Source organism: Halobacillus sp. Nhm2S1 (assembly GCF_019599545.1).
Classification (GTDB): Bacteria; Bacillota; Bacilli; order Bacillales; family Halobacillaceae; genus Halobacillus.
Window position 1 is genome coordinate 339,239 of sequence record NZ_JAIEZV010000004.1, and the last position, 24,762, is coordinate 364,000.

The 24,762-nt window shown below is 46.8% G+C and carries 22 protein-coding genes and 3 riboswitches; of the genes, 1 reads left to right on the top strand and 21 read right to left on the bottom strand.

The features are described from left to right. Nucleotides 1-5: 5 nt before the first annotated feature. The 13 genes from purH to K2225_RS17210 form a co-directional block, all read right to left on the bottom strand. Nucleotides 6-1,538, bottom strand: a complete 1,533-nt coding sequence (gene purH / locus K2225_RS17150; RefSeq protein ID WP_220585858.1) for a bifunctional phosphoribosylaminoimidazolecarboxamide formyltransferase/IMP cyclohydrolase — start codon at nt 1,536-1,538, stop codon at nt 6-8. Then, the gene (purN, locus tag K2225_RS17155) at nt 1,535-2,113 is read right to left on the bottom strand and encodes a phosphoribosylglycinamide formyltransferase (RefSeq protein ID WP_220585859.1); all 579 of its coding nucleotides are present in this window, start codon (nt 2,111-2,113) and stop codon (nt 1,535-1,537) included. The genes purH and purN overlap by 4 nt, the downstream gene beginning before the upstream one ends. Beyond that, nucleotides 2,110-3,114: a phosphoribosylformylglycinamidine cyclo-ligase gene (gene purM / locus K2225_RS17160; RefSeq protein ID WP_220585860.1), complete on the bottom strand. Its 1,005-nt coding sequence runs from the start codon at nt 3,112-3,114 to the stop codon at nt 2,110-2,112. Before purM ends, purN begins: the two co-directional genes overlap by 4 nt. A gap of 12 nt (nt 3,115-3,126) precedes the next feature. Beyond that, nucleotides 3,127-4,539, bottom strand: a complete 1,413-nt coding sequence (gene purF, locus K2225_RS17165) for an amidophosphoribosyltransferase (protein WP_220585861.1) — start codon at nt 4,537-4,539, stop codon at nt 3,127-3,129. Then, complete coding sequence (gene purL, locus K2225_RS17170; protein ID WP_220585862.1) at nt 4,515-6,740, bottom strand: phosphoribosylformylglycinamidine synthase subunit PurL; 2,226 nt, start codon at nt 6,738-6,740, stop codon at nt 4,515-4,517. Before purL ends, purF begins: the two co-directional genes overlap by 25 nt. Then, nucleotides 6,724-7,407: a phosphoribosylformylglycinamidine synthase subunit PurQ gene (gene purQ, locus K2225_RS17175; protein ID WP_220585863.1), complete on the bottom strand. Its 684-nt coding sequence runs from the start codon at nt 7,405-7,407 to the stop codon at nt 6,724-6,726. The genes purL and purQ overlap by 17 nt, the downstream gene beginning before the upstream one ends. A gap of 1 nt (nt 7,408) precedes the next feature. Further along, a complete protein-coding gene (gene purS / locus K2225_RS17180; RefSeq protein ID WP_220585864.1) occupies nt 7,409-7,654 on the bottom strand; it encodes a phosphoribosylformylglycinamidine synthase subunit PurS in 246 nt (81 codons plus the stop codon). Continuing rightward, complete coding sequence (gene purC / locus K2225_RS17185; RefSeq protein WP_220585865.1) at nt 7,642-8,364, bottom strand: phosphoribosylaminoimidazolesuccinocarboxamide synthase; 723 nt, start codon at nt 8,362-8,364, stop codon at nt 7,642-7,644. Before purC ends, purS begins: the two co-directional genes overlap by 13 nt. 123 nt (nt 8,365-8,487) lie before the next feature. After that, nucleotides 8,488-9,780 (bottom strand): adenylosuccinate lyase, encoded by a 1,293-nt coding sequence (gene purB, locus K2225_RS17190; protein WP_220585866.1) that lies wholly within the window; start codon nt 9,778-9,780, stop codon nt 8,488-8,490. Between the two features lie 10 nt (nt 9,781-9,790). Continuing rightward, the gene (purK, locus tag K2225_RS17195; RefSeq protein ID WP_220585867.1) at nt 9,791-10,918 is read right to left on the bottom strand and encodes a 5-(carboxyamino)imidazole ribonucleotide synthase; all 1,128 of its coding nucleotides are present in this window, start codon (nt 10,916-10,918) and stop codon (nt 9,791-9,793) included. Further along, nucleotides 10,908-11,399, bottom strand: a complete 492-nt coding sequence (gene purE / locus K2225_RS17200) for a 5-(carboxyamino)imidazole ribonucleotide mutase (RefSeq protein ID WP_220585868.1) — start codon at nt 11,397-11,399, stop codon at nt 10,908-10,910. The genes purK and purE overlap by 11 nt, the downstream gene beginning before the upstream one ends. A gap of 106 nt (nt 11,400-11,505) precedes the next feature. Continuing rightward, nucleotides 11,506-11,606: riboswitch (purine riboswitch) on the bottom strand. A gap of 81 nt (nt 11,607-11,687) precedes the next feature. Beyond that, nucleotides 11,688-11,888, bottom strand: a complete 201-nt coding sequence (locus tag K2225_RS17205) for an NETI motif-containing protein (RefSeq protein ID WP_220585869.1) — start codon at nt 11,886-11,888, stop codon at nt 11,688-11,690. Further along, the gene (locus tag K2225_RS17210) at nt 11,857-12,426 is read right to left on the bottom strand and encodes a DUF2179 domain-containing protein (RefSeq protein WP_146815706.1); all 570 of its coding nucleotides are present in this window, start codon (nt 12,424-12,426) and stop codon (nt 11,857-11,859) included. The genes K2225_RS17205 and K2225_RS17210 overlap by 32 nt, the downstream gene beginning before the upstream one ends. Before the next feature lie 144 nt (nt 12,427-12,570). On the opposite strand from K2225_RS17210, the gene K2225_RS17215 reads away from it, so the two are divergent. Next, the gene (locus tag K2225_RS17215) at nt 12,571-12,996 is read left to right on the top strand and encodes an Hsp20/alpha crystallin family protein (RefSeq protein ID WP_160916052.1); all 426 of its coding nucleotides are present in this window, start codon (nt 12,571-12,573) and stop codon (nt 12,994-12,996) included. A gap of 309 nt (nt 12,997-13,305) precedes the next feature. Here K2225_RS17215 and K2225_RS17220 read toward each other — a convergent pair whose 3' ends face one another. The 8 genes from K2225_RS17220 to K2225_RS17255 form a co-directional block, all read right to left on the bottom strand. Then, a complete protein-coding gene (locus tag K2225_RS17220; protein ID WP_220585870.1) occupies nt 13,306-14,640 on the bottom strand; it encodes an NCS2 family permease in 1,335 nt (444 codons plus the stop codon). A gap of 271 nt (nt 14,641-14,911) precedes the next feature. Beyond that, nucleotides 14,912-15,014: riboswitch (purine riboswitch) on the bottom strand. A 79-nt stretch (nt 15,015-15,093) separates the two neighbouring features. Next, nucleotides 15,094-16,632: a glutamine-hydrolyzing GMP synthase gene (gene guaA / locus K2225_RS17225; RefSeq protein WP_220585871.1), complete on the bottom strand. Its 1,539-nt coding sequence runs from the start codon at nt 16,630-16,632 to the stop codon at nt 15,094-15,096. A 108-nt stretch (nt 16,633-16,740) separates the two neighbouring features. Next, a riboswitch (purine riboswitch) is annotated at nt 16,741-16,842 on the bottom strand. A 34-nt stretch (nt 16,843-16,876) separates the two neighbouring features. Then, complete coding sequence (locus tag K2225_RS17230) at nt 16,877-19,072, bottom strand: transglutaminase TgpA family protein (RefSeq protein ID WP_220585872.1); 2,196 nt, start codon at nt 19,070-19,072, stop codon at nt 16,877-16,879. Next, nucleotides 19,072-20,337: a DUF58 domain-containing protein gene (locus tag K2225_RS17235; protein ID WP_220585873.1), complete on the bottom strand. Its 1,266-nt coding sequence runs from the start codon at nt 20,335-20,337 to the stop codon at nt 19,072-19,074. The genes K2225_RS17230 and K2225_RS17235 overlap by 1 nt, the downstream gene beginning before the upstream one ends. Continuing rightward, nucleotides 20,334-21,299, bottom strand: a complete 966-nt coding sequence (locus K2225_RS17240) for an AAA family ATPase (protein ID WP_220585874.1) — start codon at nt 21,297-21,299, stop codon at nt 20,334-20,336. The genes K2225_RS17235 and K2225_RS17240 overlap by 4 nt, the downstream gene beginning before the upstream one ends. Nucleotides 21,300-21,782: 483 nt before the next feature. Then, nucleotides 21,783-22,124, bottom strand: coding sequence for a hypothetical protein (locus K2225_RS17245; protein WP_220585875.1), 342 nt, complete (start codon nt 22,122-22,124; stop codon nt 21,783-21,785). 420 nt (nt 22,125-22,544) lie between these two features. Next, complete coding sequence (pseC, locus tag K2225_RS17250) at nt 22,545-23,756, bottom strand: UDP-4-amino-4,6-dideoxy-N-acetyl-beta-L-altrosamine transaminase (RefSeq protein ID WP_220586015.1); 1,212 nt, start codon at nt 23,754-23,756, stop codon at nt 22,545-22,547. A gap of 11 nt (nt 23,757-23,767) precedes the next feature. Next, entirely contained in the window at nt 23,768-24,712 is a 945-nt protein-coding gene (locus K2225_RS17255) for a dTDP-glucose 4,6-dehydratase (protein WP_220585876.1), read from the bottom strand. Nucleotides 24,713-24,762 lie beyond the last annotated feature (50 nt).

Consider the following 24,762-nt stretch of genomic DNA (forward strand, 5'->3'; position numbering starts at 1 on the left):
TTCGATTAGTGTTTGAAGTGACGCATTTTTGTGAAGACCATCGCGATGCCATGTTTGTTGCAGGCATCAATGGAATCTTGATCACGCTTGGAACCACCAGGCTGGATAATCGCCGTCACACCTGCTTCGGCTGCAGCTTCAACAGTATCCGGCATCGGGAAAAAGGCATCAGAAGCCATGATGCTGCCTTCCGCTTTCTCACCCGCCTGTTCAAAAGCGATTTTTGCTGCACCGACACGGTTCATCTGTCCCGCACCGACACCGAGCGTACGGTCACCTTTTGCTACGATGATTGCATTTGACTTCACATGTTTCACGACTTTCCAGCCAAGCTTCAAATCTTCAAGCTCCTGCTCGGAAGGCTCACGTTCTGTTGCCACTTCAAGCTCCACATCGGCAAGCGAACCTTCATCGGCATCCTGGACGAGCAGCCCACCATTGACGGTCACAAGCTTATGAGCCGGACGATCCGCTTTTTTCATATCCACTTTCAACAGGCGCAAGTTTTTCTTCGTTGTCAGGATATCAAGCGCCTCTTGACTGAAGGACGGGGCGATGATGATCTCAAGGAAGATCTCTTTCAATTTCGCCGCTGTATCGGCATCCACTTCCCTGTTCAAGGCGACGATTCCACCGAAGATCGATACAGGATCGCCTTCATACGCTTTAACGTAAGCGTCATACAAGTTTTCTCCTACTCCCACGCCGCATGGGTTCATATGTTTAACTGCGACAGCTGCCGGCTGGTTGAATTCAAGTACCACTTCAAGGGCCGCGTTGGCATCTTGAATGTTGTTGTAGGAGAGCTCTTTTCCATTCAGCTGTTCCGCTTCAGCAAGCGATGTCCCTCCAAAGTTCGCTTTTTTATAAAAAGCAGCCTTCTGGTGCGGGTTTTCTCCGTAACGCAGGGATTGAACTTTTTCATAAGTGACGGAATATGTCTCTGGAAATGGCTCTTCTGTCAAACCGGAAAAGTATTCCGCAATCATTGCATCGTAATTGGCGGTATGACGGAACACTTTGGCTGCAAGCTTACGGCGGGACTCATAAGAGAGGGCATCGTTTTTGAGACCTTCAATGACCTCTTCATAATCGGCCGGGTCCACGACGACTGCGACATCCTCAAAACTCTTCGCTGCAGAACGAAGCATCGTCGGTCCACCAATATCGATGTTTTCAATCGCATCCGCTTCCGTGACGTCTTCTTTCGCAATCGTTTCTTTGAATGGATACAAGTTGACGGCGACAAGTTCGATCGTCTCAATGCTTAGTTCCTCAAGCTGCTTCATATGCTCTTCATTTGAGCGTTTTGCGAGTAACCCACCATGGACCGAAGGGTGAAGCGTCTTCACACGTCCGTCCATGATTTCCGGAAATTCAGTCACCTCGGAAATGGATTGTACCGGAATACCGGCTTCTTCGATGGCCCGCTTCGTGCCACCAGTAGAAATGAGCTCATAGTCGAGTTCATGAAGTTTTTTTGCAAAGTCAGTTAATCCTTGTTTATTGGAAACGCTCAGTAGGGCACGTTTTTTCATAGAGATTCCTCCTTGATGAATAGTGATTGAATCACTTGTGGGTAGAGGCGGTGTTCGACCGCCTGAATTTTATTTTTTACTTCATCCTCTGTATCGTTTTCTTCTATATGAATGGGTTCCTGAGCGATAATCGGTCCTGTATCCATGCCGTCATCAACATAATGGACCGTCACGCCGGTCACTTTAACCTTTTTCTCCAGGGCCTGACCAATGGCATCTTTCCCCGGAAAGGCTGGCAGTAGGGATGGGTGGATATTGATGATTCGACGTTCATATGGCTTCAATAATGTCGGTCCGATCAGTCGCATGTACCCGGCGAGGACGATGAATTCTATCCCCCGCTGCCGGCAGTCATCAAGTACCGCCTGTTCATACGCGGCTTTATCTGTAAAACTTTTTGGCCGGTAAACGACGGTATCGATTTCATGCTGCTGGGCCTTTTCAATGACAGGTGCACCGATGCGATCACAGACGAGCAGGGCGATGTTCGCTTCAAGCTCCCCGGATTCCACTTTGTTGACGATTGCGTCGAAATTCGAACCCGTACCGGAGGCGAAGACGGCAATGTTGATCATATCCCCTGCACTCCTTCTTTGTTCGTCACTTTTCCGATGACGACCGCATCATCGCATGCTCCGAATGCGGCATTCACATCAGATGGATCAAGCACGACGACCATGCCGATACCCATATTGAACACACCGAACATTTCCTCATCGCTGATGGCTCCTTTTTCCTGAAGAAAGCGGAACACTTCTGGCACCTGCCAGCTATTGGTGTCGATTTCACAACCAAGTCCTTCGGGCAGTGTACGAGGAAGGTTCTCGTAAAATCCTCCTCCTGTAATGTGCGCGATGCCTTTGATGGTGGTGTTCTTCTTCAGCGATTGAATCTCAGGAACATAAATCCGTGTCGGAGTCAGCAAAACCTCTCCAAGTGTCCGGGCCCAGCCTGCCGGTACCGTATCAAGGTCCAGGTCTGCGATGAGTTTCCTGACAAGAGAAAAACCGTTTGAGTGGACACCGGAGGAAGGAAGACCGACTAAAACGTCTCCTTCTTTGATCGCAGCACCTGTGATGATCTGCTCCTTATCGGCCATTCCTACGACAAAGCCGGCGAGGTCGTATTCATTCGCCTCATACATACCGGGCATTTCCGCCGTTTCTCCACCGACTAAAGCAGCACCGGACTGTTCACAGCCATCCGAAATTCCTTTGACGATTTGTTCAATCCTGGCGGGGACATTTTTTCCACAGGCAATGTAATCCAAAAATAGAAGCGGATCTGCGCCTTGGGCCACAATATCGTTGACACACATCGCGACAACATCTATCCCGATTGTATCATGCCGGTCCATCTCGAACGCCAGTTTCAGTTTCGTTCCGACTCCGTCTGTTCCTGTCACCAGAACAGGTTGTTCATAGCTCATGCCGCTCAAGTCAAACAACCCAGCGAAAGAACCAAGTCCTCCCATCACTTCCGGACGCATCGTCCGGGCGACATGCTTTTTCATCCGCTCGACCGCTTCGTAACCAGCTTCGACATCGACGCCCGACTGTTTATACGATTGACTCATCTCGCTTCCCTCCTATGCTTTTTCATATGGATGCATCGTGTTCGGATAAATTTCCGTTGGGTAATTGCCGGTAAAACACGCCATACAACCGCCGTGCTTCAGGGACTCTTCTCCCTGATAAATGCTGTCGTTCAATCCCTGGACGGATAAAAAAGCAAGGCTGTCCGCGCCGATCTGTTCTTCAATTTCCTCGACGGAATTGTTCGCGGCGATCAGTTCGCCGCTGTTGGATGTATCAATGCCATAGTAGCAAGGGTTTTGAATCGGAGGAGACGCAATCCTCACGTGGACTTCTTTCGCTCCCGCTTCCTTCAACATTTTCACGATTCGCCGACTCGTCGTTCCCCTTACGATGGAATCATCGACCATGACGACCTTTTTCCCCTCGACAATCCCCCGGACAGCAGAAAGCTTCATTTTCACCCCTTGTTCACGGAGTTCCTGGGACGGCTGAATGAAGGTACGGCCGACATAGCGGTTTTTGATCAACCCAAGCTCATATGGGATGCCGGAAGCTTCCGCATATCCGATGGCTGCCGAAATGCTTGAATCCGGGACGCCTGTCACGACGTCCGCATCAATCGGCGCTTCTTCTGCCAGCGATTTGCCCATCCGTTTACGGGAGGCGTGGACATTCTTCCCATCAAGGTTGCTGTCCGGTCTTGAGAAGTAGACATATTCCATGGAACAGAGGGTGCGCTGAATGGGAGCGGAGAACCGTTTTGATTCAATTCCCTCGTCCGATATGATCAGCAGCTCACCAGGGTCGATTTCCCTGTCATACTCAGCACCGACGACATCAAAGGCACACGTTTCTGAAGAGACGACCCATGATTCGCCAAGATGACCAAGGCTGAGTGGACGCAAGCCACGTGGGTCATTGGCTACAAACATACGATCTTCAGTCATCACAAGAAACGCGTACGCGCCTTTGATCATCGACAAAGCTTCCATGATGGCCTGCTCGAGAGGGAGATGACGCGCACGTTTGATTAAGTGGGCGACAACTTCGGTATCCGAAGTTGTCTGTAAAATACTTCCTTGTGCCTCAAGCTGGTTTTTCAACGCCTGTGCATTCACAAGGTTTCCATTATGAGCAAGAGCCAACCCGCCCGTCTGAGAGCGGAAAAGGAGAGGCTGAATGTTTTCATAGCCGCCATCCCCTGCCGTTGCGTAGCGCACGTGACCAATTGAAGCATGACCGCTCAAGTCTTCGAGCTGGTTTTCAGAGAAAACTTCATTGATCAGGCCATGCCCTTTTGCGAGCTTCAACTGTTCCCCGTCCGTTGTGACAATGCCCGCTCCCTCCTGACCTCGGTGTTGGAGGGCATGCAAACCGTAATACGTCAGCTGGGCTGAATCCTGATGACCCCAGACGCCAAAAATGCCGCATTCTTCATTTAAACCTTTGATTTCAGCAAGCATCCGATCGCTCCTTTCCACGCTTCTTTCAGCACTGATGTCTTTTCTTCCAGAACGACGCCTTCCTGTTTGATTCTGTACACCCCGTTTTCCGTCACGGTTCCGATCAGACGAGCGTCTGTGACACTCTGTTCAAACGCTCGTTTTTGTTCCGGCGCTACGGTGACGATGAAGCGTGACTGGGATTCTGCAAATAGCGCTGTGACAGGCTCACCTTCGAGCGTCACCTCACAGCCGAACTCTTTTTCAAACAGCTTTTCTGCAAGAGCGACCGATAAACCGCCCTCGGACACGTCATGGGCAGATACGACAAGTCCTGCGCGAATCGCTGTGAGCAGCTGTTTTTGACGGTTATACTCTGTATTCAAATCAATCGAAGGAGCTTTTCCGAAATGCTTTCCTTCAAGCATACCCTGCAGTTCACTACCACCGAACTCTGCTTGCGTCTCCCCGATGACATAAATCAAGTCCCCGGCGCTCCGAGCATGGGAACGCGTGATATGTTGGACATCATCAATCAAACCGACCATACCTACAATCGGTGTCGGGTAAATCGCCTGGCCACCGAATGACTCGTTGTATAAGCTGACGTTTCCACCGATGACAGGCGTTTCAAGCAGTCGGCACGCTTCGCTCATGCCGTCGACGCTTTTTTCCATCTGCCAAAAGATTTCCGGGTTTTCCGGTGACCCAAAGTTGAGTCCGTCTGTAATCCCCAGTGGACGACCACCAGAGCAGACGATGTTTCTCGCCGCTTCAGCGACAGCGATTTTCCCACCGACCTCAGGATCGACATAGAGATAACGGGAGTTGCAGTCGGTCGTCATTGCGAGCGCTTTTTTCGTTCCACGTACACGAAGCACAGCCGCATCGGATCCTGGAGTGACGACTGTATTCGTCTGGACCATGGAATCGTACTGATCGTAGACCCATTCTTTACTGGCAATGGTCGGTTGTTTCAATAGATTCACTAATGTCTCCCGGTAGTCTGTGATCTCCGGAATGTAATCTTCCATTTTTTGAAACTCTTCATAATATGCAGGGATGCGAGACGGCTGGTGATAGACCGGTGCATCCTCAGCAAGAGAATCAACAGGAACATCAGCAACAACTTCCCCATGGTGCTCGAGACGGAAGCGTTTCGTATCCGTCACTTCACCGACCGCTACCGCTTCCAAGTTATACTTACGGAAGACTCTCGCAATCTCTTCTTCTCGCCCTTTTTCTACTACGAGCAGCATCCGTTCCTGAGATTCAGAAAGCATCATTTCATACGCCGTCATATTTTCTTCGCGCTGCGGGATGTAATCTAAATTCATCGTCATCCCCGTCCCTGCTTTACTGGCCATTTCGCTCGCAGATGAGGTGAGACCTGCTGCCCCCATATCTTGAATACCGACAAGAGCATCGTGCTGGATGACATCAAGACAAGCTTCGATGAGCAGTTTTTCCATGAACGGATCCCCAACCTGTACGGATGGACGCTTTTCTTCGGACTCTTCCGACAACTCTTCTGATGCGAAGGTAGCACCGTGGATGCCGTCGCGGCCCGTCTTGGCTCCGACATACATGACCGTGTTGCCAATGCCTGCAGCGATTCCTTTTTGAATATCTTTATGATCGATTAATCCCACACACATCGCATTGACGAGTGGATTTCCGTTGTACGCATCATCAAACTGGACTTCACCGCCAACGGTCGGCACGCCGACACAGTTGCCGTAACCGGCGATGCCGCGGACGACTTCTTCAAAAAGATACTTCACACGCGGCTGCTGCAATGAACCGAACCTAAGCGAATTCAGAAGCGCAATCGGCCGGGCGCCCATCGAGAAGACGTCGCGCAGGATTCCACCTACACCTGTCGCTGCGCCTTGATAAGGTTCAACCGCAGACGGGTGGTTGTGGCTTTCAATTTTGAAAACGACAGCCTGGTCATCACCGATGTCGATGATCCCCGCACCTTCTCCTGGACCTTGGAGTACGTGTGCACCTTCGGTCGGGAACTTTTTCAAAAGCGGTTTGGAGTTTTTGTAGCTGCAGTGTTCCGACCACATGACGGAAAACAAACCGGTTTCCGTGTAATTCGGGCGGCGGCCTAGAATCGAGCGGATGGAAGCATACTCGTCATCCTTCAGCCCCATCTCTCTAAAGATACGCTGTTCTTCGATTTGTTCTGGACTGATCTCAAGCATTGATGGCATGGTGTTCCCTCCAGTGTGTCAAAATCGATTCAAATAGACGAAGACCGTCATCATGACCAAGAAGCGCTTCGACCGCCCGCTCCGGGTGTGGCATCATGCCGAGCACATTTCCATGTTCATTCGTAATACCGGCAATATCTCCGACGGACCCGTTCGGGTTCTGGTCATACGTAAATACAATCTGCTTGTTGTTTTGAAGCTTCTGAAGCGTTTCTTCGTCACAAAAATAATTGCCGTCTCCGTGCGCGATCGGAATTTGGATTTTTTCCTTTTCCTTGTATTGACGGGTGAACATCGTGTCAGCATTCTCGACAGTCAATGTTTCGAAATGGCACATGAACTTGAGCTTTTCATTCGGAAGCATCGCACCTGGAAGAAGTCCCATTTCAAGAAGGATTTGAAATCCGTTGCAGACGCCAAGGACTGGTTTTCCTGCCTCAGCTGCTTCCCGGATTTGCGTGATGACATCAGACGTAGAGGCAATGGCACCTGAACGCAGGTAGTCACCATAGGAGAAGCCGCCCGGCAATAGAATTCCATCATAGTTTGCTAGATTCGCTTCCTTATACCAGACAAGATCGGCTTCTGCTCCAAGCTGATCTTTCACAGCAAAGTACATATCACGGTCACAATTCGATCCTGGAAAAACGATGACAGCGAATTTCACGTTAACCCGCCTCCTCAATTGTGTAGCTGTAATTTTCGATGACAGGGTTGGCAAGAAGCTGGTCACACATGCGGTCGATTTCCGCTTCAAGGTTGTCGCTGTCTTCAACCATCACTTCCATGTATTTTCCGACGCGTACGTCCTGGACATTGCTGTACTCCAATGATTGAAGTGAATTGTGGACGGCTTTCCCCTGCGGATCAAGGACACCTTCTTTTAATGTGATGTGGATCTTTACTTTGCGCATACGCTCTCCTCCAGTCGATGTAAAATCTTTGTGTACGTATCAATCAAGTCCCCGGTACTTTCCCGGAAGACGTCTTTATCCATTTTCTCGCCTGTTTCTTCGTCCCAGAGTCTACACGTATCCGGGGAAATTTCATCAGAAAGGACGATCGTTCCGTCTGTGAGGCGGCCGAATTCCAATTTGAAATCGACAAGCATCAATCCTGCCGAGCGGAAAAGTTTTTGAAGTTCCAAGTTGATGTCTAACGCTTGCTGTTTAATAAACGTGAGTTCTTGTTCCGTAATGTCCGTCAGGTGATAGGCATGGACATCGTTGATGAGCGGGTCATTCAATTCGTCTTTCTTGTAAAACAATTCAATGATCGGTGGAGTAAAGCTCGTTTTTTCCTCGATACCGAGCCGGCGGGTAATGCTGCCAGCCGCCTGGTTGCGGACGACGACTTCAAGGGGAATGATGTTCGTTCGTCTGACTAGTTGTTCAGTATCGTTCAGAGCTTTAATAAAGTGGGTCGTAATGTTGTGCTGGTGTAAGTATTGGAATACTTTCGAGGTAATCAAGTTATTGAGGCGTCCTTTGCCTGCAAACTCGTCTTTTTTCTTGCCGTTAAATGCAGTAGCGTCATCTTTATAAGATAAAACGAGCTGATCCGACTCATCCGTCGTATGGTACACCCGTTTTGCCTTTCCTTCGTATAATAAAGAACCCTTCATACAGAAACACCTCGCTAAGGAATTGGGATTTTTTGTATGACCTGGTACACCAGTTTCTGGCGTACCAGGTCATACAGTATTTTCCATTATATTACCTTCATCTCACCGTTATCTTACCTCAATCTACAGGCCGATACGGTCGAAGATGCGGTCGACTTGTTTCAGGTGGTGCTTGTAGTCAAAGCAGGCATCCAGCTGTTCTTTGGACAGCGTAGATGTGATCTTGTCATCTGATTCAATCAGCTCACGGAACGGAATGCCGCGCTCCCAGGCTTCCATAGCTTTCGGCTGGACGAGGTCGTACGCTTCTTCACGCACGAGACCTTCATCGATGAGTGTCAGCAATACACGTTGGGAGAAGATGAGTCCGTATGTTTTCTCCATATTTTCCTGCATCCGCTCAGGGAACACCGTCAAGTTCTTCACAATGTTGCCAAAACGGTTCAACATGTAATTCAAAGCGATCGTTGCATCAGGCAGGATAATGCGCTCGGCAGAAGAGTGAGAAATGTCACGTTCATGCCAAAGCGGTACATTTTCAAAGGCCGTCAGCATATTACCACGCAGCACGCGTGCCATTCCAGTCATATTTTCAGAACCGATTGGATTTCGTTTATGCGGCATCGCTGAAGATCCTTTTTGACCCTTCGCGAAAAATTCCTCAACTTCACGCGTTTCCGTTTTTTGAAGCCCACGGATTTCCACAGCAATTTTTTCGATGGAAGTAGCAACCAAAGCAAGTGTGGATACATAATGAGCATGACGATCGCGCTGCAAAGTCTGTGTTGAAACTGGAGCCGGCTTCAGGCCAAGCTTTTCACACACATATTCTTCAACAAACGGATCGATGTTCGCATACGTTCCGACCGCTCCAGAAAGCTTTCCGAACTGGATATGCTCCATCGCAAGGTCCAAACGCTCCAAGTTACGCTTCATTTCTTCATAATATAAGGCAAGCTTCAGTCCAAACGTCGTCGGTTCAGCATGAACGCCGTGGGTACGTCCCATCATGACCGTGTGTTTGTGTTCCTTCGCCTTTTCACCAAGGATTTCGATGAAGTTGACAAGGTCTTTGCGGATGATTTCATTCGCCTGCTTCAATTGATAGGAGAGCGCCGTGTCCACAACGTCTGTCGAAGTCAGTCCGTAATGCACCCACTTGCGTTCTTCTCCGACCGTTTCAGAGACGGCACGAGTGAAGGCTACCACGTCGTGACGGGTTTCTGCTTCAATTTCGTGAATACGGTCGATGGAGAAGGAAGCACCCTTGCGCAGCTTCTCCACGTCTTCTTTCGGGATGACCCCAAGTTCACTCCAGGCTTCACACGCCAAAAGTTCAACCTCAAGCCAGGCCTGGTATCTATTTTCTTCTGTCCATATTGCACCCATTTCCGGGCGTGTATAACGTTCGATCATTGTCTTCCTCCTACCATAAATGGATCTGATTTTCTGTGATGCGTTTGTCGATTTCTTCTAAGTTGTCACCAACAAAGGTGATGTGCCCCATTTTTCGGGTCTGACGGGCTTCTTTCTTTCCATAGTCATGAAAATGAAAGCCGTGGTAATATTCCAGACGATCAAGCAAAATGCCCCGGTGTTTACCAAGCACGTTCACCATCACCGCTGCTCCGAACGAATGGACCGGTAACAGCGGGAGGCCGCAGATCGCACGGACATGCTGTTCAAATTGCGATACGCTGCAAGCTTCAATCGTATAATGGCCGGAGTTGTGAGGTCGTGGAGCCATTTCGTTAATAAAAATGTCATCACCCTTCACGAACATTTCCACAGCGAATGTACCGACCACTCCGATTCGTTCAGCCAAAACTTCAACCGCTTCACGGGCGCGCTCTTCCACATGACCAGGAACGGTTGCCGGAACTCTTGATTCATGCAAAATGTGGTTCTTATGGATATTTTCCGCAATCGGGAACGGGATGATACGTCCATCCATTCCTCTTGTGAACACTTGAGAAATTTCAAGGTCGAATTCAAGCCACTGCTCTACAATGTAGATGCCGCCTTCTTTCATAAAAGAGCGGACCTCTTCGAGATGCGTTTCGTCTTCGATTTTCTGCTGTCCTTTGCCATCATAGCCGCCGCTGACCGTCTTGATGACAGCAGGATAGCCTGTGACTTCTACCGCTTGTTCCACCTCTTCAAAAGTGTTCACGATGCGATACTCAGGCACCGACAGTCCAGCATCGACGGCGATTTCCTTTTCTTTCGCCCTGTTTTGGGTCACCTCAAGCGCGAATGCCCCTTGCGGCAGCTTCCCTTTTTCTTCAAAAAGTCGGGCCACATTAAGGTCGACGTTTTCAAATTCGTAGGTGATCACGTCACTGACCGTACTCAATCGCTCCGCCGCTTCCAAGTCATCGTATGCAGCGACGATGTGTTCCTCGGCAATTGAGGCACAAGGACAATTTTCTGCAGGATCAAGCACGGCGATTCGATAGCCCATATGTCTTGCAGCGACAGCCATCATCCGGCCGAGCTGTCCGCCTCCTAGAATTCCAATCGTTCTTCCTGGTCGAATCACGTCAGCTTTCACGAAGATCCCTCCTCATTCCGTCCACTTTATCTACCATCTGACGGCGATAGTCTGATAGTTTTGATGCTACTTCCTGATCGAAAGCTCCAATCATTTCAGCTGCCAGTAGTCCAGCATTCTTCGCGCCTGCTTTCCCGATTGCAACGGTTGCAACGGGAACGCCTCCCGGCATCTGCACAATGGATAAAAGAGAATCCAGTCCTTGCAAAGCTTTCGATTCTACCGGAACCCCGATAACCGGCAGTGTCGTTTTGGATGCGACCATTCCTGGTAAGTGAGCTGCGCCCCCTGCGCCTGCAATAATCACTTTCAACCCTTTTTCCCGGGCTGTATCTGCGTATGTGAACATATCTTCCGGTGTACGATGTGCCGAGATGATTTCTTTTTCATAATCGATCGAAAGCTCATCCAAAACGCTGCACGCTTCTTTCATCGTTTCCCAATCTGAAATGCTGCCCATAATGATGCCTACACTTGCCATCGAATCCCTCTTTTCTTTCGTAGCATTAAAAATGCCTGCTCGACGCCCCTCAAAAAATGAGAGGAGTCGAACAGGCACACGTGTGTCCGGTCTGAGAAAGCTTCTTCACAGCTTAAACTCCCCTCATAGTCCGGAAATTTACGGTTCCCAGGTAGAGACGTACGGGCCATATCCCCGTCATATATGAGGTCGTCTATGCAATTCTGCCTTCATCATATCAAGTTCTGTTCGCAGATGTCAACGCAAATGTCGAACATTGATGAAAACTTAACAATAAATCGTTCGGTTTTATTCCTTTACTGCATGAAATACAATCGTTTTACCTACAGGTTCCATCACTTTTTCCCCATTACGAGTTTCTTCACGGAAAACAGGTTCTTCCGCGCGACGGATCGGAGTGTAACCTTCTTTCTTCATGCGGTCGAGACATTGACCGATCGTTTCATTTTCCCCGACTTCAAAGCGCTTCTTGTTGTTCTTTTTGGGCATCGCGAATTTTTCCTCTCTTTACGGATTTCACCCAGAATCCACCATGGATCTGCTTCGGTTCATAAGCCACGATAAAAGCTTTCGGATCAATATCCCGAATTGTTTCGTATAAGGATAGCTCATACTTCCGAGGCGTCAGAATCTGCATCGCTAAACGGTCACCTTCCATGCCATACGCGTACCAGCTTGTAACCCCGTATCCTTTTTCCCGAAGTCTGCGGGTGAATTCGATGTCTGGGTCTGAAGATATCACATTAACTGTAATATACCCGAGAGCGAGCTTCTCTTCAATCTTCATCCCGACGATGACACCAAGACCATACCCGACGGCATAAGCAATGACGTTTTCAATTTGATCCAGGCGGTCGAGGACGAGCCCCAGCCCGAAAATGTACGTCACGATTTCGAACATGCTGATGAACGCAGCAAAATACCGCTGCCCCTTCAGCGTAAAAATCATCCGGAGGGTGAAAAACGAAACATAGACAATGTTGACAGCTAAAATGATCCCGATCAGCAATAATGGGTTTTCAAGCATATTAGAGAGCCTCCTACGCTAGTGTTTGGCAAAAAACGTGACATTCACCTAGTCGATGTTCTTTGCATACACTATAAACCATGAGAAGAGACGTGCACAACAGATTTATAACGCAATCTATGACATTTTTTGGAGGCCGATGATATGAATCAATTCAAAGATTGGAAAACCAACCTCGACCGCTTCTTCGGGCAGGATTTCTGGGGAGACTTCGACGGCATGATGAAACCCGCCGTTCCGGCCATCAACATGTATCAATACGACAATGAACTGCTCTGCTTCGTCAATATTCCCGGGATGAACCACCCGAAAAATGTTGACGTCCTCGTCGACCATTCAACATTAACTCTGAGTGGAAAAATTGAGATCAACAACCGCGGTGGACATCAGATCAAATCAGAGATCGCCGACGGCTCGTTTGAAAGAAGCATCGATCTTCCTTTTCCGGTAAGGCATGACAAAGTGGAAGCGACGTATAAGCATGGACTGCTTGTGATTCAGCTTCACCGCTATATTTCGGATTCAACGAAACAGCGCCCGATTACGATCCGCCATTTAGAGGATGAATAAAACCGGCAGCCGATTGCGGCATGCCGGTTTCTTTTTGCCGATCAAGGCGGGTCGCTCTAGCTTCCGCTGACATATTAGGAGCTTTAGTGCTTTTATTAGCAGGTTTTGCACCTATATTAGCAGGTTCATCGAATATATTAGCAACTTCCAGCATATATTAGCGAGCTTTCCTATTTTATTAGCAACTCCACCTTATCGGTGACATTAGCCACTTTACCAGTGACTTTGCACCATTTATCGGTCAGTTTCACCAATTTATCAGTGGCTTCCGCCCATTTATCAGTCCGTTCCGCTATTATATCAGTATCTTTACGCCAGGAAGATAAAATACAGCACAAATATAACAAACAAGAAGTACATAATCGGATGAATCTCTTTTCCGCGTCCCTTCAATAGCATCGTAATCGGATAGAAAATGAATCCGATGGCAATCCCCGTCGCAATGCTGTAGGTCATCGGCATTGCAGCAATCGTAAAGAAGGCAGGAACTGCGATTTCAAACTGATCCCAATCGATATTTTTCAGCGTAGAAGCCATGAGCACTCCAACAATAATCAATGCTGGCGCTGTCACTTCCGCAGTAACCACAGATAATAGTGGTGAGAAGAACAGAGCCAAAATGAAGAATCCAGCAGTGACCACAGAAGTGAACCCTGTACGTCCACCCGCTCCAACACCAGCTGTGGACTCAATGTAAGAGGTCGTCGTCGAAGTACCTACAGCTGCACCAACAACTGTTGCCGCCGAATCGGCAAATAATGCACGGTTGGCACGCGGCAATTTATTATCTTTCATAAAACCAGCTTGCGTCGCTACAGCTACAAGTGTTCCAGCCGTATCGAAAAAGTCGACGAATAAGAACGTTAAAATGACGACAAGCATCTCAATTGTAAAAATTTCACCGAAATGCGTGAAGGCAGCACCAAAGGTCGGTGCAACGCTAGGAGCTGTGCTTACGATATCTCCAAAGCCAGCCGGCGGAGCAATCAAACCTGTCACCATTCCTGCGATGGATGTCAGGACCATTCCGTAAAAAATACCGCCTTTCAATCCCATCGCCATCAGCATGATACTGACAATGATTCCAAAGATGGAAAGCAACGTCGGCCCTGCCGTCAAGTCTCCCAGTTGTACTAATGTCGCATCACTGTTCTGCACAATCCCGGAGTTCTGAAAACCGATGAAGGCGATAAACAAGCCGATTCCGGCACCGACCGCGAGCTTTAAGTTTGCAGGAATCGCATCGATGATCATCGTCCGCAGACCTGTTACCGTTAACACAATAAAAATAAGTCCTGAAGCCAAAACGCCTGCGAGCGCTGTTTCCCACGGAATTCCGAAACCTAAAACGACCGTGTAGGCGAAAAATGCGTTCAAGCCCATGCCCGGAGCAAGAGCAATCGGATATTTCGCGAACAATCCCATAATCAGTGTACCGACAGCCGCTGCAATCGCCGTTGCTGTGAATACAGCTCCTTTATCAATCCTTGTTACACCCTCAGGAAGCTGCTCAATTCCATCAAGTGCAAGGGTAGATGGGTTGACGAACAAAATGTACGCCATCGCGAGGAAGGTCGTTAAACCTGCCATAAACTCTCTGCGATACGTCGTACCAAACTTTTCAAACTTAAAAAACTTACTCATAAACGTTTCCTCCCCTTTTCCCTCTATTCATCTCACGCCGCCACTTTTTGTACCCGGTTGGTTTTCCCTACCTGGCACCACGTTCACTCCAGTCGGTACCGAGTACACTTTCTCTTTTTTTCGTACCCAGTACCGTCCGGAGCCTATCCGGTACCAGGTACACATGAAGTATGTCTACCTGGCACCAAAAAAAAACACTCTTGGAAGCTCCAAGAGTGTCTACATCTATACGAAGGAAACGGATGAAAGGCGCAACCTATAGAGGTCTCCCTTATCATCTATTCACCAACGTAGTCAGACCGATTTACGGTAGTCTGGTAGAAACTCATGGGCCTTATCCCCAAAATTATACGACGGTGTTGCTTTATTCATTTGTCTCTATCTTACAAGCTTCGACATCGTTCGTCAACCCTGAATCCGAACATTATTATAAAAAATGAACCTAACGTTCGATTATTCCCACTCAATGGTTGCAGGTGGCTTACTCGTTACATCGTACACGACGCGGTTGATGTGGTCGACTTCATTTACGATACGAGTAGAAATTTTCTCAAGGACATCCCAAGGAATACGTGCCCAGTCGGATGTCATTCCATCAATGGATGTCACCGCACGGATCCCGATGGTGTAATCGTACGTACGCTCATCGCCCATGACCCCTACCGAACGGATATCCGGAAGCACGGTGAAGTACTGCCAGATGTCACGGTCAAGACCTGCTTTTTTAATTTCATCACGAAGGACATAGTCTGATTCGCGGACGATTTCAAGCTTCTCTTCTGTCACTTCACCAAGCACACGGATGGCAAGACCCGGTCCTGGGAAAGGCTGGCGCCAAACGATGTGCTCAGGCACACCCAGCTCTGTTCCAAGCGCACGTACTTCATCTTTGAACAATGTGTTAAGAGGCTCGATCAATTCGAATTGCATGTCCTCAGGGAGGCCACCTACATTGTGGTGAGACTTGATCGTCTGCGCTGTCTCTGTACCACTTTCAATAATATCGGTGTACAACGTTCCTTGTGCCAGGAAGTCGATTTCCTTCAGTTTTTCTGCTTCATCATCAAAGACATAAATAAATTCATTGCCGATGATTTTACGCTTCTTCTCAGGATCGGATACACCAGCAAGCTTGCTCATGAAACGGTCTTTAGCGTCAATTTTAATAATGTTCATATTAAAGCCGTCTCCAAGGGTGCGCATAACATCATCCGCTTCATTTTTACGGAGCAGCCCATGATCCACGAAAATACATGTAAGCTGATCACCGATGGCACGGTGAATTAAAGCAGCTACGACAGAAGAATCCACGCCACCACTCAAGGCACACAACACTTTACGGTCGCCGACTTGTTCACGGATTTTCTCCACTTCCATTTCGACGACATGTTCCATCGTCCAGTCATCGGCCGCCTCACAAACATCGAAAACGAAACTGCGGAGGATGTCATTTCCATACTCGGAATGACGGACTTCCGGGTGGAACTGAACACCGTACATGTGCGCTTCATTGTTACTGATGGCGGCTACCGGGCAGGACGGGCTTGTCGCATCCACTTGGAAACCTTCCGGAGCTTCGATGACTTTATCACTGTGACTCATCCAAACCGTTTGTTCTCTCGGTGTTTTAGCAAAAATCACCGGCTCTTTTGCCACGTTAATATCCGCTTTTCCATATTCACGCTCTTTGGCACGTTCAACTTTTCCACCGAAATGATGGGTCATCAGTTGCATGCCATAACAAATGCCAAGGACTGGAATACCAAGTTCAAAAATCTGCTCGTCACAACGGAAGCTGTCCTCCCCGTAGACGCTGTTCGGCCCACCGGATAGGATGATCCCACTTGGGTTCATCTTTTTAATCTCTTCTATGCTCATTTTGTGAGAGTGAAGTTCACTATACACACCGAATTCACGGATTCTTCGTGTGATCAATTGGTTATACTGGCTCCCGAAGTCCAGCACGAGAATCATGCCTTGTACTTGTTCCATTTGTTCCACTCCTTGATCTATAAACTTTGATTTTCATAAAAAAATGGATGGTTCCCCTGCCTCAAATCAACGACGACGAAGGCAGAAATCCATCCATGTACATACATGTCACGTGATTCCCACCTTCATAGTCAGGGCGTTTACGGTGCCCCGGTAGAGACTCTCGGGCCATATTCCCGAGGATATACGAAGGAAGAATGCATCTGATAATTTTCATTCATTCTATCAACCGCATGAAAAGGAATCAAGACAATGTCTTTTTAATTAAATTTTCCCATAATTCAGTGACTTTAGGCCATTGTGTACTTTGAGCCTCATTCCTGTAGATGACACGTTCATAATGGTTGGTCAACCGGCGCATGTCATTCGACTGGTAATGCCGATCAACCGATAGTGCAAACTCACGTAAAGTCTGTTCCGGCTTCCGCTTGAATCCCTTATGATCAAGTACCTTCAATAGGTAATGGTAGGCTTTTTCGTACGTTTCTTCATCTTTGTTGTTCCGGTACTTACGAATGAGCAGCGCTGTCATCCAACGGTACCTTGTAAAGTAAAGAATGATCGCTGCCAAAACAATTGCGCTTAACAGTACCCACAACCATGTGGAATTTCGATCGGATGAACCTGCAGCGCCTGCAGCATCAGAACTTTCTTCTTCTTCCATTTGCTGCGGATTCCCCATTTGGTCTTCTGGTGTTTCACTATCCGGGGCCACTGCTGGATCTTCCCCTTCTTCTGTTTCCACATCTGTATAGAAGTCCGTGTTGTTCGTGAATCCTTTGGTCGGCTCAAAAGGCACCCAACCGACCTCAGGGAAATAAACCTCTACCCAGGAGTGGGCGTTCCCGCTTGTGACTTGATATACATTTTGTAAATCATCACTAAGATCGGTATCCCGTGTGTCTATGCGCTCTCCCCCAGTAAAGCCTTTCACCCAGCGGGCTGGAATTCCTTCAGATCGAAGCATGACGACCATCGATGTTGAAAAGTTATCACAATAACCGAGCTGGGACTCGAACAAGAACTGATCCACATAGTCTTCATTTTCGTCTGGAACGGGAACGTCAGTCGTTGAGTATTCAAAGCCATTGGAAGAAAAGTAAGACTCGATCGCTTTGGCACGATCATATCGGTTGTCTTCTGCCTCGACAATTTGACCCGCCAGGTTTCTTACACGATTCGGCAAACCATCTGGAAGCTGAAGATACTGATCACGTATTTCTTGAGGATCGTCATCTCCCGCTTCACGTAATTGGTCGTATTCAAAAGATGGGTACTCATAATTGGCGATGAACTCATTCACCTTCGCCGGCGATTCCCCTTTTAGCGTGTCCATCTCCCCCGTGTTCTCGTGGACACGAAGTTCATAGTCGTTTGGGAACCTGACGAGGGAAGATAATCCATAGGGATAGACCAACTTCCGAAAAGAGGCCTGGCGTGACATTTCAATCATGACCGTCTGCTCTTCCACTTCTACATTGTCCGTAAACAATTCGTAGGTGATGTTTTGCGGGTCCATGTTGGTCACTGGATCTTCCAGCGTATCTTCCCACCCTTTTCCTGTGTAGGTATCCTTCGACTCGATGCGCCAATAACGCTCTCCATCAGCGGTCGCACGGAACACTGGGGTATCGTCTTGAATGAAAGACCCCCCCAGCCGGCTGTCGTCTTCTCCATACCCGACTTTTTGAACGGTGCGACTGCCACTTCCACCTGGTCCAGCTCCGCCTGCCGCACTTTCAATATAAGGGACAGGATCCGGCCATTGTGGATCAAGTTTCGGTGAAGCGTAAGCCGCCGCAGAGGAAAATAAAATGATCGAAAGAAGTGGGAGAGCCCATACTTGCGCTTTTTGCAACCCTTTAAAGGAAATCGATTCTTGATCCATCACTTTTGCAAAACTCGATAACCCGAGTGCGATCATGCCCAGGATGAACGTTCTGACAATCGCCCATTTACCATCATAAACCGTAAATGTGTCGACGACCGTGACATAGATCAGTGTCAACAAGACAAAAAAGAACATCCGGCGGGCAACGACGAACCAATAATACAGCAAATAGCTCATCAGCCATAAAAGAATCAAAAACAGTAAACTACGGAAAAGTGGCGTCATCTGCCACCATTCCTGTGACTGGATCATCTGGATATTGAATAGAATCTGTTCATATAAGACTGAAAACCAGTCACGCGAAAAGATGCGTTCTGCGATATAGAGTCCATCAATGATGAAGGCAAGGCCAAGCCCTTTCAAGGGGATGGAGAGATACCACGGCACTTGTATAAAGGACACAAAGAAACAGAACGTCGCATAGATAAGAAACACACGAACATCATCGGTATCGGAAATCTGCTCCATCGGCCGCATCCATTCACAGAACAAGAGAAAACCAGTAATATAGAGAATCAGTTTATAGATGAACGATTGTCGATCTTCCATCATGTGTTCACCTCGAATTGTTGTTTCGTCAGCTGTTCCTCATTCAATACGTTGACAACGACACCCTGACTTTTCATCTGTTTCACCGCTTGATGGTCCTGGAACGACATTTGTCCATGAGGACGCACATAGAAAAAGACGACACGCTTGCTCCTTTTTGCGAGTTTACTAATCGCAACCTGGATATCCTTATCCAAGTGATGACTGACAATCATGAGCATCACACCACTAGGAATCAAGGATTTTTCGCGTTCAAGCTGTTGCGCAAAAGGAATACGCCCGACAGGACGAATCTTCGCTAAATGCCCTTGCATTTGCTGTTGATGGGCGTGGTCCTGGTGAAAAGGAAAATATTTACGACCATCACCGAGTGACATGAAAGACAAGGGGGACGACTTCTTATGAAACTCCCTCATTAAAGAAGCCGTGAATTCCACAGCTCCTTCAAAACTCAATTCATTCATAGTCGGATGATAGACCCCATTCAGGATCAGCATCATGTCGACGCTTTTTTCCTGTTCGAATTCTTTCGTCATCATCTCATTCTTCTTGGCTGTTGTTTTCCAGTCCACCCAGGCAAAGCGGTCACCAGGCATGTAATCCCGGACACCTGTTACCATGTTCGTGTTCTTTTCATTCAGCTTGAAAGAAGGGCTTGCCCCCTGTTCAAAACTGTACACCCTGTCCTTCATTTTCACAGGTCTGATATAAGGAAAAACAAGCAATTTGCTTTCTTGATGGTACACGTGCTCTTTTTTCACAAAGCCAAAAAAATCACCTGTTTTGATCCGGAGTGCCTTCAGCTTATGATCTCCGCGTGGGACCTTTTCAAGTTGGTAACGGTAAGTAATGGTTTTACTGAACCAAGGAAACACGACCTTTTTCACTTGACGAGGTTCAATAAATCGGTCCGTTTTATCCATATCCTTGTATTTATCCAAGTGCTCGTCCACTCTCTTAAGCGATTCCGGTAAGTGTTCTTCGATAATACAATAATAGATGGGAAAAGGAACTTTCCTTTTCAACTTCACTTCGACATCGATGGTTTCACTTCCCATAGCCATCCGTTTGGAAAGATTCCGTTCGATTTTCCAATTATGAACCGGATAGATGAGGACGGCTGCCATATATAGGAGAAACGGCAAAAAGGCATAAAAGAGAAACCAACTGACAAAACCGCCCTGAAACATGGCATAGGAAAAGAGGATAGCGAAAAGGATCGCTACGACAAGGCTTCTAGCGATGATTCCAAGTTTCCGTCTCATTCACTGATGTTCCTCTTCACTGGAATGGACGTGGAAGATAGCAGACTGTCAATGATCGACTCAGCCGTCTGTCCTTCAAACCGTGCTTCAGAAGTAAGGATCATACGGTGAGAGAGGACATACGGAGCCATGAATTGAACATCATCAGGCACAACATAATCGCGGTCGTGAATCAATGCATAAGCCTTGGCCGCCTTCATCAATGCGATGGATCCACGAGGGCTGACCCCAAGGTAGACACCGTCATGCGTCCGTGTCCCTGTCACAAGGTCAATGATATATCGGTTCACCGTACGATCGACATAGACCTCCAATACTTCTCTCTGCAGATCAACGAGCTCTTCCCTTGTAAGCACAGCGGAAATGTCTTCAATCGGGTGGCCGTTCGATGTCCTTGAAAGCATCTCCATTTCCTGTTTCGCTGTAGGATATCCCATCTTCATTTTTATAAGGAAACGGTCGAGCTGGGCTTCCGGCAATGGATAAGTCCCTTCATACTCAATCGGGTTTTGCGTCGCCATGACGAAAAATGGATCACTGAGTGGAACGGTATTCCCATCCACCGTAATACTCGTCTCTTCCATCCCTTCCAATAAAGCAGACTGGGTCTTCGGGGATGTACGGTTGATCTCATCTGCTAAGACGATATTGCCGAGAATCGGACCAGGCCTAAATTCGAATTCCATACTTTTCGGATTATATATTGATACACCCGTCACATCAGAAGGAAGCAAATCTGGCGTGAACTGGATGCGTTTAAAGTCACAATCCAGAGATTTAGCTAATGTTTTCACAAGCATCGTCTTCCCGACACCCGGAACATCCTCTAAAAGGACGTGCCCTTTCGCAAGTAACGCGACAAGGCTCAACATCGCTGCCTCTTCCTTCCCGATCATGACCTTCCTCATATTTTTAAGTACTTCCGATATTTTCGGTTGATACAAAAATGTCTGCTGAGTCATTTGGTGTACCCCTTTCTCCCTAAAATACTATTTTTTCTGAAAAATCAAGCTCATTTTAACTATACTATAACGCACGGGCATGAACAAAGGTTGTGAACCATTGGATATTAAAGGAAATCGCGCCGTAACAGGTCTCACCCTTTATAAAAAAATTTGTCGATAGAAGGAGAATAAAATTCTTAAGAGTCCTTCTGATTTTTCAAAAAATGGTTAACTTCCATGACTTTTTGTGGTATCTTGAATTTGAGCCATCTTAATTAAAGATAAAAGAATTCAAAGAGACGAAAGTTTGTATAGGTATAGGTGGCGGGAGCCTCAGCGTTGAGCTGAGGCTTTTCATGTGTGTGGGTTTGTGAAAGTATGAGCAGAAAGTCTGACACCGTCTTAATCGACCGCGGTGCCTGGCACCTCAAAAATCGGAAAGCACAAACACCCTACTCCACTGAAATCCTTCCTCCAACCAAAAAAAGCGCAAACTTCCGTCTACACTCTCATCGGTAAGACAGCTAACATGAAAACATATTCCTGCCCATTCTTTATATGTACTTTCCTATGTCGCCACTCCCACAAGACCGTGACCGCACACGCTATGTAAAACTCTTCAGTACCACTCGGATAAGAAAGGACAGAAACCGGATAAGAGAGCAACAGTTCCCCTTGTGTAATAACCTTTGCACCAATGAAGGCAAAAAGCCATGTAGTAAGAACAGATAAGTAACATTCCATGATTTTATTGTATTCCTTTTTAGCCGTCATCAGCCAAATAGCGGCGATTCCGATGACTAAAGAAAGGATTCGTATAACAAAGAGTGGTTGCAGTATCATACGTTCATTCACCCTTGCATTCATAGTAAAAGCATATTGTGAAAATATGATAAAAAAAAGTATTTTCTCAACAGGACTACAAAAAAAGCCGATTAGCTCCTAAGCTACGGCCTCTCTATCATATTATATTATATTCAATCCCATCTTCTTTGTGCTTCACTTTTTCATTAATTTGTACCCATGCTTGGTTTCTTTCTAATGCACCCCCAGTTCTTATTATAAAGAAGATGTTATTGTACGTTTAACGGCAGACTGTCTGCTCATTAATCTTGATGTGATTGACCGCGCCAATCCCTTTTTTTAGATAATAACCCTAAGTTCTTGAAACCGGAAAGTGGGTTGATTCTATTTTTGCTTGCACAATAGCCAGGACTTTCATAGATTCATCTCCCTACTAGATAAACCCCAGCAAATGGTTACTTACTCCCCTTTGACTGAACTTTTGCCATAGTGACGCACTACTTTTATAACGGATTCGATAACATCTTCAACATCCTTACTTGTCATTGCAGGAAACAAGGGCAAAGTGATGAACTGTTGATATAACTCTTCAGCGACTGGACAAATTCCTTCTTTATAGCCTCTGTTTTTATAGAATGGTTGCGTATGAACAGGCATATAATGAACATTCACCCCAATATTCTCTGCACGCAAGGCTTCAAAAATATCTTCTCTACGTTCAGCCAATGGCCCGGAGAGACGAATAACGTAAAGATGGTAACTTGACTCTGTACCAGATAACTGGTGCGGCAAAATCACATGTTCCAATTTCCTGAATGCATGGTTGTAGCAATTAACAATCTTTCGACGTATGTCAACAAAATTATCTAATTTTTCCAATTGACTAACTCCTAAAGCAGCCTGTATGTCCGTCATCCGGTAGTTGTATCCTAAGAACTGCATCTCATATTCCCAAGATCGACGCCTTTCTATCAGCTGCTTCGTTTCCCTAGTTATTCCATGGGTACGAAACATCTGCAGCTTCTTATAATATTCTAAGTTGTTAGTCGTTATGATACCTCCTTCACCTGTGGTCACGTGTTTAACAGGATGGAAACTAAACATCGTCATATCACTAAATGACCCGACTTTTTCACCTTTGTAAGTCGCCCCTAGTGCATGGGCTGCGTCTTCAATAATGATAAGATTGTGCTTATCAGCAATCGCAGTAATCTTTTCGTAATCCACTGGCTGTCCTGTGAAATCCACAGGAATAATTGCCTTTGTTTTTTTTGAAACAAGGGATGTTATTGAAGAGGGATCGATGTTGTATGTGTCCCGGTCTACATCAGCAAAAATAGGAATTCCTCCCAGATATGAGACGCAATTTACTGTGGCGACGAATGTGAGCGGTGTTGTAATAACTTCATCCCCCGGAGTAATTCCCGCAGCAAAACATGCTCCATGTAAAGCTGCCGTTCCATTCGAGAAGGCTACGGCATAATCAGCTCCAACATAGTCTGCTATTCCTTTTTCAAACTCTTCAATGGCCGGGCCAGTCGTGATGAAGTCACTCTTTAATGTTGAAATGACTGCCTCTATATCTTTATTATCAATAAACTGTTTGCCGTAAGGAAGCATTGAATCTCGAACGGGATCCCCACCGAATATCGCTAACTTCTCTCCCAAGATGCTGAACTCCTTTAAATTAATCTTGTTGTAATAATCCATTCTTCCGTCCGTCTGATACCTTCTTCCAAAGTTATAGACGGCTCCCATCCTAGTAAACGTTTGGCCTTGCTATAGTCACATAAAAGCTTTGATATTTCACTTTGCGGGTGAATATGTTCCACATGGATAACCTTACTAGAATCGTCAGCAATTAGTTCCGCCAGTTTATTAATAGAAATATCTTGGCCGAGTCCAGCATTCACAATTTCTCCATTTACTTCATCCTTATAGCCGGCTTGCACCACAAAGTTCGCACAATCTTCAACATATAGAAGGTCGCGTGTCTGGGTACCTTCGCCGTAAATACAGAGAGGGTGGCCATCTAACTTGTTCTTTATGAAGATAGCGACTACCCCTCCTTCTCCCCCTGTTTTTTGGTAGGGTCCGTAGGTATTAAATGGTCGAACAACTGTCATGGGTATCCCATAAGCATGGTAATAAGACAAAACTATATTTTCAGCGGCTATTTTTGCACCAGCATACGGAGAAGCTGGTTTTATAGGATCCTTCTCAGAAATACCCTCTTCATCAGTAGCTTGATCGTAGACCATGCATGTACTCATAAATACCATTTTCACCTTATGTTTCCGACATTCCTCGAGGAGAAGAAAGGTTCCAATCGTATCATTATTAAATGTTGTTTTTGGGTCATCAATGCTATCTTGTACATTTATGCTGGCAGCAAGGTGATAACATACATCAAAATTAATGTTGAAAAGGTGTTCTAGTGCTTTTTGATCCTGAATATCTCCGTGGATAAAGCCTCGGAAGTTTGTGTGAGATAATAAACTTTTAATATTTTCGATTCTGCCATTTGATAAGTTATCCAACACCCATACATGATGACGATCATCCAACAACTTTTTAACTACCCATCGCCCGATAAACCCTGCTCCACCTGTAATAAGAACGTTCATGTGCCATGCCCCCTTATATCTAGTCGGTTACTTTCATGACCTACCCCTTT